General features: G+C 69.6%; 13 protein-coding genes. 7 read left to right on the top strand and 6 right to left on the bottom strand.

The window, feature by feature from the left end:
• Positions 1–38: 38 nt before the first annotated feature.
• The 3 genes from AB0M73_RS31090 (at position 39) to pntB (ending at position 4319) form a co-directional block, all read left to right on the top strand.
• Positions 39–1241 carry an MFS transporter gene (locus AB0M73_RS31090; RefSeq protein WP_363897920.1) on the top strand — a complete coding sequence of 401 codons (1203 nt, stop codon included), beginning with the start codon at positions 39–41 and terminating at the stop codon, positions 1239–1241.
• Positions 1242–1409: 168 nt separating this feature from the next.
• Complete coding sequence (locus tag AB0M73_RS31085; protein WP_363897917.1) at positions 1410–2939, top strand: Re/Si-specific NAD(P)(+) transhydrogenase subunit alpha; 1530 nt, start codon at positions 1410–1412, stop codon at positions 2937–2939.
• 3 nt (positions 2940–2942) lie between these two features.
• The gene (pntB, locus tag AB0M73_RS31080) at positions 2943–4319 is read left to right on the top strand and encodes a Re/Si-specific NAD(P)(+) transhydrogenase subunit beta (protein ID WP_363897914.1); all 1377 of its coding nucleotides are present in this window, start codon (positions 2943–2945) and stop codon (positions 4317–4319) included.
• 18 nt (positions 4320–4337) lie between these two features.
• Here the strand turns inward: pntB and AB0M73_RS31075 are convergent, their stop codons facing one another.
• A complete protein-coding gene (locus AB0M73_RS31075) occupies positions 4338–4925 on the bottom strand; it encodes a hypothetical protein (RefSeq protein WP_363897911.1) in 588 nt (195 codons plus the stop codon).
• A 195-nt stretch (positions 4926–5120) separates the two neighbouring features.
• Here AB0M73_RS31075 and AB0M73_RS31070 point away from each other — a divergent pair, with 195 nt between their 5' ends.
• Positions 5121–5807, top strand: coding sequence for a hypothetical protein (locus tag AB0M73_RS31070; RefSeq protein WP_363897909.1), 687 nt, complete (start codon positions 5121–5123; stop codon positions 5805–5807).
• Between the two features lie 58 nt (positions 5808–5865).
• Here AB0M73_RS31070 and AB0M73_RS31065 read toward each other — a convergent pair whose 3' ends face one another.
• The 3 genes from AB0M73_RS31065 to AB0M73_RS31055 form a co-directional block, all read right to left on the bottom strand.
• Positions 5866–7071, bottom strand: coding sequence for a protein kinase (locus tag AB0M73_RS31065; RefSeq protein WP_363897906.1), 1206 nt, complete (start codon positions 7069–7071; stop codon positions 5866–5868).
• 388 nt (positions 7072–7459) lie between these two features.
• Positions 7460–7819: a hypothetical protein gene (locus tag AB0M73_RS31060; protein ID WP_363897904.1), complete on the bottom strand. Its 360-nt coding sequence runs from the start codon at positions 7817–7819 to the stop codon at positions 7460–7462.
• Positions 7807–8151: a hypothetical protein gene (locus tag AB0M73_RS31055; protein WP_363897901.1), complete on the bottom strand. Its 345-nt coding sequence runs from the start codon at positions 8149–8151 to the stop codon at positions 7807–7809. The genes AB0M73_RS31060 and AB0M73_RS31055 overlap by 13 nt, the downstream gene beginning before the upstream one ends.
• 148 nt (positions 8152–8299) lie before the next feature.
• Between AB0M73_RS31055 and AB0M73_RS31050 the strand changes: the two genes are divergently transcribed.
• Positions 8300–8707, top strand: a complete 408-nt coding sequence (locus AB0M73_RS31050) for a VOC family protein (protein WP_363897898.1) — start codon at positions 8300–8302, stop codon at positions 8705–8707.
• Between the two features lie 23 nt (positions 8708–8730).
• Positions 8731–9189: a DUF3291 domain-containing protein gene (locus AB0M73_RS31045; protein ID WP_363897896.1), complete on the top strand. Its 459-nt coding sequence runs from the start codon at positions 8731–8733 to the stop codon at positions 9187–9189.
• Here AB0M73_RS31045 and AB0M73_RS31040 read toward each other — a convergent pair.
• Complete coding sequence (locus tag AB0M73_RS31040; RefSeq protein ID WP_363897893.1) at positions 9186–10100, bottom strand: LysR family transcriptional regulator; 915 nt, start codon at positions 10098–10100, stop codon at positions 9186–9188. The genes AB0M73_RS31045 and AB0M73_RS31040 overlap by 4 nt on opposite strands.
• Positions 10101–10183: 83 nt before the next feature.
• On the opposite strand from AB0M73_RS31040, the gene AB0M73_RS31035 reads away from it, so the two are divergent.
• The gene (locus AB0M73_RS31035; RefSeq protein WP_363897890.1) at positions 10184–11419 is read left to right on the top strand and encodes an MFS transporter; all 1236 of its coding nucleotides are present in this window, start codon (positions 10184–10186) and stop codon (positions 11417–11419) included.
• On the opposite strand, the gene AB0M73_RS31030 is transcribed toward AB0M73_RS31035, so the two are convergent.
• Positions 11356–12669, bottom strand: coding sequence for an NlpC/P60 family protein (locus AB0M73_RS31030; protein ID WP_363897887.1), 1314 nt, complete (start codon positions 12667–12669; stop codon positions 11356–11358). The genes AB0M73_RS31035 and AB0M73_RS31030 overlap by 64 nt on opposite strands.
• Between the last annotated feature and the right edge of the window lie 479 nt (positions 12670–13148).

The raw sequence follows: 13148 nt of genomic DNA, 5'->3' as shown, positions 1-13148 counted from the left end.
GGAAACCGCCGCGGCACGACATCGGCTAGTCTCCGGTCATGGGGGCGCCGAACACCACTCGCGACACCGACTTCGCCAAGCTCTGGGCAGCGGCGTCGACCTCGCTTCTCGGCGACGGCATCCGCACCGCGGCATTGCCGCTGCTCGCGGCGGCGCTGTCGCCCACGCCGGCGGCCGTCAGCATCGTGACCTTCGCCGGCACGGTCCCGATCCTGCTGTTCACCCTGCTCGGCGGCGCGCTGGCCGACCGGCACGACCGCCGCAACCTGATGTGGCGCATCGACCTGGTCCGCGGCCTGCTGGTCGCCGCCTTCGCCGTTTGGGTCCTGACGACCGCGCCGCCGCTGTGGGGCCTGATCGTCATGACGTTCCTGCTCGGCAGCGCCGGGGCCGTCTTCGACACCATCTCCGGCCCGTTCATCGCCGACCTGGTCGACCCCGACGACCTGGCCAAGGCCAACGGCCGCCTACAGGCCGCCCAGCTGATCAGCTTCCAGTTCCTCGGGCCGCCGCTCGGCGCCGCCCTGTTCGCCCTCTCGGCCGGCGCGCCGCTGCTGGTCGACGCGGTGACGTTCGTTGCGGCGGCGGGACTGGTGTTCGCCATCCGCGCCCGACACGCGCCGGCCCGCGCCGAGGTGAACACCACCATCCGCGCCGACATCGCCGAGGGCGTGCGGTGGCTGTGGCGGCACAAGGGCCTGCGCCTGCTGGCATTGGAGCTGGGTGTGGCCAACCTGGCCGTGCAGATGGCGCTGACCATGCTCGTGCTGCTGATCGTGAACACCCTGCACGCCCCGGCGGCGGTCTACGGGCTCGTGCTGGCGATCGGCGCGGTCGGCGGCATGCTCGGCGGCCTGGCCGGCGGCTGGGTCCGGCGCCGCCTGCGGTTGGGCCCCGGTCTGGGCCTGGCCATCGGCCTGATTGCCGTCGGGCTGCTCGTGGCGGGCGTCGCCTGGTCGATCCCGGTGGTCGCGGTCGGCTACACCATCGGCTGCTTCGGCATCCTGCTGTGGAACGTGCAGGCGGTGGTGGTGCGCCAGCGGCTCACCCCACGCGAGCTGATGGGCCGGGTCACCAGCGCCTACCGGCTCGTCGGCTGGGGCGCCGGACCGGTCGGCGCGGCGCTGAGCGGTGTGCTCGGCACCGTGCTCGACGTGCGAGCCCCCATCATCATCGGCGGCGTCGTGCTGGCGCTGTCGCTGCTGCTCGTGCCGCGGCTCGGCGCGCTCGAACAAGCCTGACAACCTTGTGTGTCAACCGTCACATAGAGTCTGGCGTGTGCACTGTAGACGCTCCGCCATCCGGTGCATTTCCCGATCGAGATTCACGTGTGAACCGAAATGAGTCGCGGAACGGTCATTGTGAACGAAGATGGAGTCGGGGGGCCAGCGACACAGACGGGAGCCGTGATGGGTCGGACACTGGGCGTGGTCACCGAGTCGGCCGCCGGCGAGACGCGGGTGGCCGCCACACCGGCGACCGTGCGCCAACTGGCCGCCCTCGGCTACGAGGTGCTCGTGGAGACCGGCGCCGGGGCGGCCGCGAGCTTCCCGGACGAGGCGTATGCGCAGGCCGGGGCCCGAATCGCCGGCCATGGCGAGGCCTGGGCGGGCGATGTCGTGATCAAGGTGAACCCGCCGACCGAGCCGGAGATCGCGGCGCTGCACGACGGCGCGACGCTGATCGGCATGATCGGCCCGGCGTTGCGGCCTGAATTGGTCCAGACCCTCTCCGAGCGCCCGATCACCGTGCTGGCGATGGACGCGGTGCCGCGGATCTCCCGCGCCCAGTCCCTGGACGTGCTCAGCTCCATGGCCAACATCGCCGGCTACCGGGCGGTGATCGAGGCGGCCAACGTCTTCGGCCGCTTCCTCATGGGCCAGGTCACGGCGGCGGGCAAGGTGCCGCCGGCCAAGGTCCTGGTGGCCGGGGCGGGCGTGGCCGGCCTGGCGGCGATCGCCGCGGCCAACAGCCTGGGCGCCGTCGTCCGGGCGACCGACCCGCGCGCGGAGGTGGCCGAGCAGGTGAAGTCGCTGGGCGGCGACTTCCTGGCCGTCAACGTCGAGCAGGAGGCCAGCACCGACGGCTACGCCAAGGCGACCTCGGAGGCGTACGACAAGCGGGCGGCGGAGATCTACGCCGAGCAGGCCCGGGATGTCGACATCATCATCACCACGGCGCTCATCCCCGGCCGGCCCGCGCCGCGGCTGCTGACCAAGGAGCACGTGGCCAGCATGCGGCCCGGCAGCGTGATCGTCGACATGGCGGCCGTGCAGGGCGGCAACGTCGAGGGCACCGTGGCCGGCGAAGTGGTGGTCACGGCCAACGGCGTGACGATCATCGGCTACACCGACCTCGCCGGCCGCCTGCCGGCCCAGGCCTCGCAGCTGTACGGCACGAACGTGGTGAACCTGCTCAAGCTGCTGACGCCGGGCAAGGACGGCGAAGTGGTGCTGGACTTCGAGGACGTCGTGCTGCGGGGCGTGACCGTGGTCCGGGCCGGCGAGACGACCTGGCCGCCACCCAAGATCAGCGTCAGCGCGGCGCCGCCGCAGCAGGTGGAGAAAACGCCTGCGCCGCAGAAGAAGGACCAGCCGAAGCGGGCCCGGCATCTGGTGGTCGCCGTCGCGGCGATCGCGCTGTTCCTGCTGGTCGGCTTCTCCCCCGACGAGTTGATCGGCCACCTCACGGTGTTCGCGCTGTCGGTGGTGATCGGCTTCTACGTGATCGGCAACGTGCACCACGCCCTGCACACGCCGCTGATGTCGGTCACCAACGCCATTTCCGGCATCGTGGTGGTCGGCGCCCTGCTCCAGATCGGGCACAGCACGGTCGCCGTCACGGTGCTGTCCGCCGTGGCGGTGCTGTTGGCCAGTATCAACGTCTTCGGCGGATTCGCCGTCACCCGGCGCATGCTCGGCATGTTCTCGAGGAGCTGACCCATGACCGTGGCAACGGCGGCGCAGGCCGCATACCTCGTCGCAGCACTGCTTTTCGTGCTCAGCCTGGCCGGTTTGTCCAAGCACGAGACGTCCCGCAACGGCGTGCTGTTCGGCATCGCGGGCATGGCGCTGGCGCTGATCGCGACCATTGTGTTGGCCCTGCAGGGAATGGCCGTCATCGGCATCGTGCTGCTGATCGTGGCGATGGCGGTCGGCGGCGGCATCGGGCTGTGGCGGGCTCGGGTCGTCGAGATGACCGGTATGCCGGAGCTCATCGCGTTGCTGCACAGTTTTGTCGGCCTGGCGGCGGTTCTGGTCGGCTGGAACGGTTATCTGGACGCCGATGCCGGCCCGCTGCCGGGCATCCACCACGCCGAGGTGTGCATCGGCGTGTTCATCGGCGCGGTCACCTTCACCGGCTCGATCGTGGCGTTCCTCAAGCTGTCGGCGCGCATCAGGTCGGCGCCGATGATGTTGCCGGGCCGGCACTTCCTCAATCTCGGCGCGCTGGTGGCCTTTGTCGTGCTGACGGTGTTCTTCGTCATCACGCCGAATGTCGTTCTGCTGGCCGCGGTGACGGCGATCGCGCTGCTGCTGGGTTGGCATCTGGTGGCGTCCATCGGCGGCGGCGACATGCCGGTCGTGGTGTCCATGCTGAACAGCTATTCCGGCTGGGCGGCGGCCGCATCGGGCTTCCTGCTGAACAACGACCTGCTGATCGTCACCGGCGCCTTGGTCGGTTCCTCCGGCGCCTACCTGTCATACATCATGTGCAAGGCGATGAACCGGTCGTTCATCTCGGTCATCGCCGGCGGTTTCGGCGTGGAATCCGGCACGTTCGCGGCGATCGAGCAGGGCGAGCACCGCGAGATCACGCCGGCCGACACCGCCGAGCTGCTGCGCGACGCCGAGACGGTGATCATCACGCCCGGCTACGGCATGGCCGTGGCCCAGGCCCAGTACCCCGTCGCGGACCTGACCCGCAAGCTGCGCGAACGCGGCATCGACGTGCGGTTCGGCATCCACCCGGTGGCCGGCCGCCTGCCCGGGCACATGAACGTGCTGCTGGCCGAGGCCAAGGTGCCGTACGACATCGTGCTGGAGATGGACGAGATCAACGACGACTTCCCGCAGACGTCGGTGGTGCTCGTGATCGGCGCCAACGACACGGTCAACCCGGCGGCCGACGACCCCGGCAGCCCCATCGCCGGCATGCCGGTGCTGCACGTGTGGGAGGCGCAGAACGTGATCGTGTTCAAGCGCTCGATGGCCGTCGGCTACGCGGGCGTGCAGAACCCGTTGTTCTTCAAGGACAACAGCAAGATGCTGTTCGGCGACGCCAAGGAGCGGGTGGAGGACATCGTCCGCGCCCTCTGAGGAGCGTCCCGGGCCCGGTCAGACGTCGTGTTCTGATCGGGCACTCGTCGCGAGTGCCGGTGCGCGGACGGCGACCAGATCCAACAGGGCCGACAGGTGCTCGACTTCGCCGAGCACCCGGGCGCGGAAGGCGGTCAGGTCGGCCGATCCGTCCGCGGTCTCGCGCACCGGGGAGACAAGATCGGCGACTGCCCGGCTGAGCGGGTCGTCGGCGGCCGCGTCGACGATCGGGAGCAGCTCGCGCGCGTCCGCCAGCACCTGGTTGAGCAGCCTGGTTCGGATCGGCTCTTCCAACAGGACCGCGGCCAGCCGCAGCATTCGACGACCGGCGCGGAGCGCGACGCTCGGGCACAGCGGGTGCCCCGTCTGGTCACCGTGGTCGCTACGAACGCGGTCGATCCACGGCTCGATGGTGTCGCCGCGCCAGACCGGTCCGGCCGAGAGCTCGGCGTCCGGTTTGGGCATCCCATGGCTTCCGCGCCGCCGCCAGGCCGTGATCAACTGCCGGTTCATGCCCAGGGCATCCGCGATCTCGGCGATGCCGTAGTAGGCCCTCCGGGCGGGGGCGATATGACGCTCGGCCGCTGCTCCGGTGTCTGTGCCCACCGCGCCAGCGTAGCCCGTGAATACGGCTCTTGCCATCTGCGTCTACACGGGTTACGGTCGCCGTGTACTTTTAAAGTACATGTAGCGAATTTCAAGATTACATCGTGACGATGCGGCTACCCGCGAAGACAGCGGGACCCTCTCGCCGTCGACACCACCGGCGACGTCTCTGTCCACAAAGGAATGGTGCTACCGATGAAAACGAGACTGCTCGGCGTCCTGGCCGCGGCCCTGTTCGGGGTGGTCATGATGGCCCAGCCGGCACAGGCGGCCCACCGGTTCGTCACGGTGGGCAATGTCGCCAAACCCGCCGCCGCCTGCAACAACCACGGCACGATGGTCGCCGGCGGCTGGCTGGCGAACAAGGCGTGCGGCTACGTGATGGGCACCGCGGTCGCCGGAACCAGGTTCGACGTCAGCGTGACCACCGGCGCCAATTTCCACTTCGGCCGCTGGCGGGCCGGGGACGGGTCGAGCTACTGCGCATGGCTGGTGCCGGGCGCGCTGGACACATCTCGCTCGACCGCAGTCGCGGACAGTTGCGGCGCCACCACCAGCGACGCCCTCAAGCACCGCCTCAGCTTCGGGCATGACTTCGACGTGAAGCCGCACACCGGGAACGGCGAGATCATCGTCAAGGTCAACCCGTCCGCCTGTGCGGGGTTCTACAACTATTTCGTCGACAGCGACTACCGGTCGGGCCGGTTGCACGACCCCGTCGGCGTAACCCTGCCGAGCACCGCGGGATACCGGTACTCCACCAGGGACAACGGAGCGTCCATGATCCGGGCCGACATCAACGGCGAAACCACGTGGATGTTCGTGGCCCGCAGCTGCATCGCCTCCCAGCTTCCCTCGAAGCTCAACAACGACAACGACTGAGCACCTGACCACGTCGACCTCATCCTCAAGCGCAAGGCGGCCGAGGATGAGGTCGGTGTCAGCAGGAGTGGCGGACAAAGTCCGTCAGCGACCACCCGGTCCGGCCGTCGGGGAGCTTGACGTGCACCCACGCGTCGCCGTCTCTGGCATCCAGCGAACTGACATGGTCTCCGCGGTGCAGCAGGGCGATCGTGTGGCCGTGGGGGACATCGCGCACGGAGGCGTCCACCGCGCAGACCGTCAGGTCGTCCGGAACGGCCGAGCGGTACGGCACGAGCAGCAGAGCGGCGCCGAGGCCGAGACACGCCAGGGCGGCCACTGCGGCGATGACCGGCCAGACCTTCCGAACTCGTCGAGCGGGCGCGAGCTTCGCGCCCCGCGCGGCGGCCCTGACGGCGTCGGCGAAGGCCGCGGCGGTCGGGAACCGGTCACGGGGCTCCTTGGACATGGCCATGCCGACCACGTCGTCGAACACCTGGGGCACGTCGAACGCGCTCGGACGCGGTGCGGGCACGATCGCGACGGCGTACGCGAGCTCGGGAAGGGACTGACGTTCGAACGGCCGGCGGCCGGTCAACAGGGTGAACAGGGTGCCGCCGAGAGCGTAGACGTCGGTGGCGGCCGAGATCCCGTCACCTCGCCACTGTTCGGGCGGCATGTAGGCAACCGTGCCGAGATCGCCCGACACCGGGTCGCTCACCAGGGACGGGTCGCCGGTGCGGATCCAGGCGGACCCGCCCGTGAGATCCATCCTGCCGGTCGGCTGCGGGTGAATGAGCTGCCGCGCGACGCCGAAGTCGCCGACCAGTGGCCGGCCGTTGTCGAGGATGATGTTGGCCGGCTTGAGGTCGCCGTGGATGACACCGGCCTGGTGGACCGAGTCCACGGCGTCGGCGACCTCGGCCATGAGCCAGGCCGCCCGATCCGGCGCCATCGGGCCCTCGGTTTCGAGTTGGCGCCCCAGGTCCGGGCCGGTGAGCCGGTCCATCACCAGCCAGGCGTCGTCTCCGTCGCCGCCCACCTCGTGCACGGCCACGACGCCGGGGTGGATCACGGCGGACGTCAGCTGCGCCTCGCGGCGAAGGCGCTCCCGATATCCCTGATCGACCAGGTGGGGGTGCAGCAACTTGATCGCGACGGTGCTGCCGTCGGCCAGACGGCAGGCCTCGTACACCGTCCCGGTGGCGCCACCGCCCAGCGCTGCTCCCAGTCGGTAGCCGGGCACGCTCAGCGGGTTGGTCGTCGCGAGGTCTCGATCAGGCACCGGCCACTCTCCACACGGAGGTCACGGTGTGGACGGCGACGGCTCGGACCGACCGCGGCGGAGTCGAGATGTCACCGGACAGGCTGATGGCGCCTCGCTCATTCATGTTTCAGCTCCTCCAGCCGGGGACGGCTGCCACATCCCACGAATCATTCGCAGGCCAGCGCCGACTGGACGGAATTCGAGCCACACCTACTCGCCCGGCCCCCTCTGCGGCTGACCATCTCATAATCACCGCAACGTACTCTCAGGTGGCGAATGGCCACAAGCGACTGACACGAAAGGCCCGCCCCGGACGGTGAGCGCCGGGTGCTTTCACGGCCAGGCGGCGGCATGTCGATCATCCACCTGGATCGCGAAAGCACCCGGCGAGGCAGTTAACGTCGGCTCAGGTTTGCGGCCCGGTGCAGACGTAGTCGTGGTCGACAAAACCGGGAATCACGCCGTGCCGCTGTTCCACCGGCCCGTCGTTCACCGCCGGAGCGACACCCTTGATCCATCCGTGTGGTGTCGTCGGCTCGGACCGGTCGAACTTCTGGTTGTGGTAGATCCGGCCGACGATCTCGCCTACGGGCGCTTGACGAACGTAGGTGTCCTGCGCGTGGCACACATACAGCACGTCGTCGCTGGCCGAAGCGACCGCCGAGCTCAGCAGGGAGATCGACAGGCATGCGACGGAAAGGGCGACAGCCACAAACTTTGGGTTCCTGTATGGCATGACGAAGCTCCTTAGGATCAGCCGAGGCAAGCCCTGGTGGTGAAAAACCATCCGGTGCCATGAAAGACGACCACACCGCGTCGCCCCTCGAACGGGGTGATGATGCGCCGATTCATCAGACCGCCGCGCGACACGGTGTCCGACTGCTCACCGAAGAACCTGTCCGCGGCCTGGTCGTAGTTGGCGAAGTAGTGGGCGGTGTCGCAGTGAACGGCGACCGGCTGGGTGCGCGGGGGCGCGGCGGAGGCCGGCGCCGTACCCGCGCCGGCCGCGATCATGCCGGCGGCACCCAGCACGACGACGCCGCGCGTCAGTGCGCGGCGCGCCCTGGTCGCAGGCGACTTGGCGTTGGTGCGTGTCATTTGAGAGTCTCCACTCTGTCATCTAGGATGACGCTATGGGCAACGTAGATGACGGCTTCGGAGATGGCAAGCAGGCGGCACGGGGGCGGCACACGCCCCACGCGCCGACACGACGGAGGTTGACGCCGGACACGTGTAGGGTCGCGTCATGACCGAACGGGCGTTCCCGGTTGTCTTTGCCGAAATGGTCGAGTCATCGGCGGCGTTCTACGAAACTCTCGGGTTCCGGCGACACTTTCAACTGCCTCCCGAGGGCGAACCCGGTTACATCGGGTTGCGCCGGGGAAGTCACGAACTGGCGGTCGTGACCTCGGACTGGCCGCGACAGCAGTACGGCAAACCCGTGGCCGTCGGCGGCGTCAAATTCGAACTCTTCGTTTACGTCGAGGCGGTGGACGCCCTCGTCGAAACACTGCGCGCCAGCGGCGTCGCCATCCTCCGGGAACCGGCCGACATGCCGTGGGGTGAACGCGTCGCGTACGTCAGTGATCCGGACGGCAATCCGATCGCACTAGCGGTCGGTCCAGACACGAGCGGCCCACAGGATTCGCCCTGACCTCGCCGCTCGGGGCGCCACGCGTGCTGGCGCAGATCAATGTCGCACGGCTGCGCCGGCCGTTCGGCGATCCAGGTGTACGGGAATTCACCGACGCCCTCGACACGATCAACGCTCTGGCCGAACGCTCACCGGGCTTCATCTGGCGCCACATCACCAGCGACGGGCATCTCGACGGCGCCGACCTGCTCGGCGATCCGCTCACCATCATCAACCTGTCACTCTGGGCCAGCTACGAGCACCTGCACATGTTCACCTATCGCTCCCGGCATGGCCACTTCGTTCGACGCCGCACGGAGTGGTTCACCCCGCTTTCCGGGCCGACGACCGCTCTGTGGTGGGTGCCCGCCGCGCACCGCCCGACACCGTCGGAATGCCTCACCAGGCTGGAATATCTGCGGCGTCATGGTCCAAGTCCGCGCGCTTTCACCGTTCGTCGCCGCTTCGACGCCGACGGCGCTCCTGAGCGTCGGAGGTCCTAGGCGGCCCAGCTGGCGGTCCAGACGTCCTCGCGGCGGCTGGACCGCCAGTGCTCGTCCAGGTGCCTACGCAATTCGGCCAGGCCGGGATGGTGGTTGTCGGCGCGCCAGATCAGCGAGTGCGGGTAGACCGGCGTCGGATCGCGCACCGGGATCAGGCGCAGGTCCTCGGCCCGGGGCAGCCGGATCACCGTGCCGAAGAAGGTCGCGAGCGACGGCGTGTCGGCGATCCGGTCCAGCATGTGCTCCGTGCCGAAATTCGGCCCCTCGGCGTCGATGGACAGGTCGAACGCGGCGGCCAGTTCCTCGTAGTAGGCGCCCCATTCCGCGCCGGGCACGATGCCGGGAATCCAGATCCGTTGCCCCACAAGGTCTTCCGGCCTCAGCTCGGTCGCGGCGGCGAGTTCGTGACCCAGGCCGACCAGCAGGTGCAGCGGTTCGTTGTCGACGCGCATCGTGCGCACGCCCTCCGGTGGCGGGGACTGTTGCCCGCAGAACGCGGCGTCGACCTCGCCGGCCCGGACCGCCGCGGTGGCGGCGGTGCCGTTGGGCAGCGTGACCACCTCCAGCTCGAATTCCGGGTGCTGGCGGTGGAATTCCTGCACCAGGGCGGCACAGGCGGAGCGCCGGCCGAGCACGTCGACGCGCAGCGGGCGGACCCCCGGGCGGACGGCGGCCACGGCTCGGTCGGCCGCGTCCAGCAGGGCGCGGGCGTGCGGCAGGAAGGCCTGGCCGTCGGCGGTCAGCTGGATGCCCCGGGCGGTGCGGGTGAACAGGCGGACGCCAAGCTCCTTCTCCAGCGCGGCAATGCGCTTGGACACCGCCTGCTGGCTGATGCCCAGCTCGACGCCGGCCTCCTGGAGCTGGCCCTCGTCGGTCGCCACCACGAAGGTCCGCACGGCGTTGAGGTCCACGGCGCGAGGCTACAACTCGCGGTTGTGGCTCGCCGGGTCGGGGTTGTTTGATCGCTCGGCCGACAACCGAGAGGATCCCGGCCATGGGTAGGGATTTCGGCTGGCTGTGGGCGGCTTTCGCGGCCAGCACCGTCGGCACCTGGTTCGCGTTCGACGCTTTCCCGCTGGTGGCGATCCTGGCGCTGCACAGCACGCCGGCCGAGGTGTCGCTACTGGCGGCGGCCGGGCTGGTGGTCGGGGCGCTGGTGGCGGTGCCGTTGGGGCCGTGGGTCGAGTTCCGGCGCAAGCGGCCGGTGATGGTGGCGATGGACCTGCTGCGGTTCGCGGCGCTGTTGACGCTGCCGGCGGCGTATCTGTTGGGCGGCTTGACCTTCGGGCAGCTGGTGGCCGTGTCGGTGGTGGTCGCCACGGCCGACATCGTGTTCACGGCGGCCAGCGGTGCGTTTCTGAAGTCGTTGGTGCCACGGGAGGATCTGCTTCAGGCCAACGGACGGTTCGAGGCCACGTCCTGGGCCGCGACCGCCGTCGGGCCGCCGACCGGCGGGCTGGCCATCGGCGTGTTCGGGCCGATGACGACGATCGTGGCCAATGCTCTGAGCTTCCTGGTGTCGGCGCTGGGAATTCGGGCCATTCACGGTTCCGAGCCGGTGCCGAACGCGTCACGGAAGATCGGCTTCGGTGAGATCTTCGACGGGTGGCGGCACATCGTTCGGCATCCGGTGTTGCGGCCGCTGTTCGTGAACTCCGCGCTGTACAACGGCTTGCTCATGGCGACGGCGCCGCTGTTGGCGGTGTTGATGCTGGGGGACCTCGGATTCACGCCGTGGCAGTACGGCCTGGCGTTCGGGATTCCGTGCCTGGGCGGGCTCGTGGGCTCACGCCTGGCCCGTCCCCTGGTGCGGCGGTTCGGGCCGGAGCGGGTGTTGTTCGCCAGCGGCACGTTGCGGGCGGTGTGGGTGGTGGGGCTCGCGTTTGTCGGGCCGGGCCTGCCCGGTCTGCTGCTGGTGATCGGCGTCGAGTTCGGGATCATCGTGTGTTGCAGCGTTTACGCCCCGGTGTCGGCCACCGTGCGGCTGGAGAACTCCGCGGCCGACAACGTGGCCCGAGTCCTGTCGGCGTGGTCGGTCACCACCAAGGTCAGCATCGCCGTGATGACCGCGCTGTGGGGCCTGCTGGCCAGCTGGATCGGGCCGCGCGAGGCCATCGCCGTGGCCGGCGTGCTGGCGCTCTGCACGCCGTTGACGCTGCGACGGCCTCAGAGGACGCGGGTGGCGTACGGCATGATCTCGCCCCAGCGCACCGGCACCACGCGGACGTAGGCGCCGGAGTAGGGCGCCTCGATCATGCGGCCCCCGCCGACGTACATCGTGACGTGGTGGATGTTGCTGGGGTTGCCGTAGAAGAGCATGTCGCCCGGGGCCATCTGGGACAGCGGCACGTGCTGGCCCGCGTAGTACTGGTAGCCGCTGTAGTGCGGCAGGTACACGCCGACGCCGGCGAAGGCGTAGACCATCAGCCCCGAGCAGTCGAAACCGATCTTGTTGTAGTCGCCGTAGTAGTCGGCGTCGCCGCCGCCGTCGCTGATGCCGCGGCTGGGGCCGCTGGGCGTGCCGCCGCCCCAGGCGTACGGCATGCCGAGCTCGGCCATCGCGCGGGCGATCACCGCCGCTGCCCGTCCCGCGGCCGCCACCGGCACCGGGCGGGGCGGCGGGGGCGGGCGGTTGGCCACCGGGCGGGAGGCAGCGGCCGCTGCCGCGGCGGCCGCGGCGGCTTCTTCTTCCTTCTTCTTCTCGGCCTGCCAGTCGTCGTAGCGCTGGCGCTGGGCCTGGAGGTCGGTGACGTTGGCCTGGGCCGCCGACAGCTGGGCGTCCATGTCCGACTTCGAGGACTGGAGCTGCTTCTCCTGCGCCGCCTCGCTCTGGCGGGCGGCCACCGCCGCCGCCATCGCCGCGTCCACCTCGCGCTTGGCCGCGTCGGCCGCGTCCTGCTTCTCCTTGGCCACCTGCAACGACTTGCGGCTGGCCGAGTCCTTGTTGGCCCGGTCCACCTCGGCCCGCTGCGTCACGTCCATCGCCTTGAGCTCGGACTCGCTGACGGCGTTGAGCATCTGCACCCGGGCCAGCAGGTTGTCCGGGCTCGTCGCGTCGAACAGGGCCGAGAAGCCGCCGACTGCGCTGCCCTGGGAGAAGCTGGCCGCCGCAAAGTCGTCGAGGCGCCGGCGGGCGTCGTCCATCGCCTTGGCCGCCGCGTCCGACTCCAACTTGGCCGCGGCCGCCTCGTCGCCGGCCTGCTTGGCCGCCGCCTGCGCCGTCTCCAGGTCGACCCGGGCCTTGTTGACCTCTTCCATCCGGGCTTCGACCTGGTCCTGCAGGTCGGCGAGCTTCGCGTCCGCCGCCGCCAGCTGGTTGCTCAGGTCCCCGACCTTCGCCGCCTTGTCCCGGACCGCGTCCTGACCGGCGCTGATGTCGGTGTCCGACGGATTGTTCGGCGGCGGCGCCGCGCTCCCCGGGCCGGCCGCGCCCACCAGGACGGCCAGCACCACCCCGGCCAGCACCGTTGCTCGAACCACCGCCGCACCTCCTCGCGAAGGCTGGTCCGTTCGGCGCAGCACAGAGGGGGCCGAACGGCGTCAACCAGGCACGATGTCACTGTGCCACTCCCGTCCCACCAGCGCCACACAGCACGTGCAAAACTCACCCATCATCAGCCACACGTGTCACACCAATGGCCTAAAACCCCCGCACGTCACGCCTTCAAGCAGCACAAATGCCGTTTTCGGACACAACTACCCCCGACACACCGCGAGTCCCGCCCTGGGGCAGTCATGAAACCAATTCATGACTGCTGGAGAGCGGGACTCGCGGGGGACGGAGAGCGGGTTTCGGTGTGACGCTGGGCGGGACTCGCGGGGGTCGGTGTGCCCGAAGCCGGGTTTCGGTGTGACGGTGGGCGGGACTGACCCGAAAATAGTGGTGAGTCGACCATGTCCAGGGCATGGCTGTTCCCTCAGACCACCGCCGAGCCGCCGGCAGCCTGAGCACAGTCACC

It is taken from the genome of Kutzneria sp. NPDC051319 (assembly GCF_040682195.1).
Lineage (GTDB): Bacteria > Actinomycetota > Actinomycetes > Mycobacteriales > Pseudonocardiaceae > Kutzneria.
The sequence above is the reverse complement of the archived record's forward strand: the minus strand, read 5'-3'. Positions and strand labels throughout refer to the sequence as shown.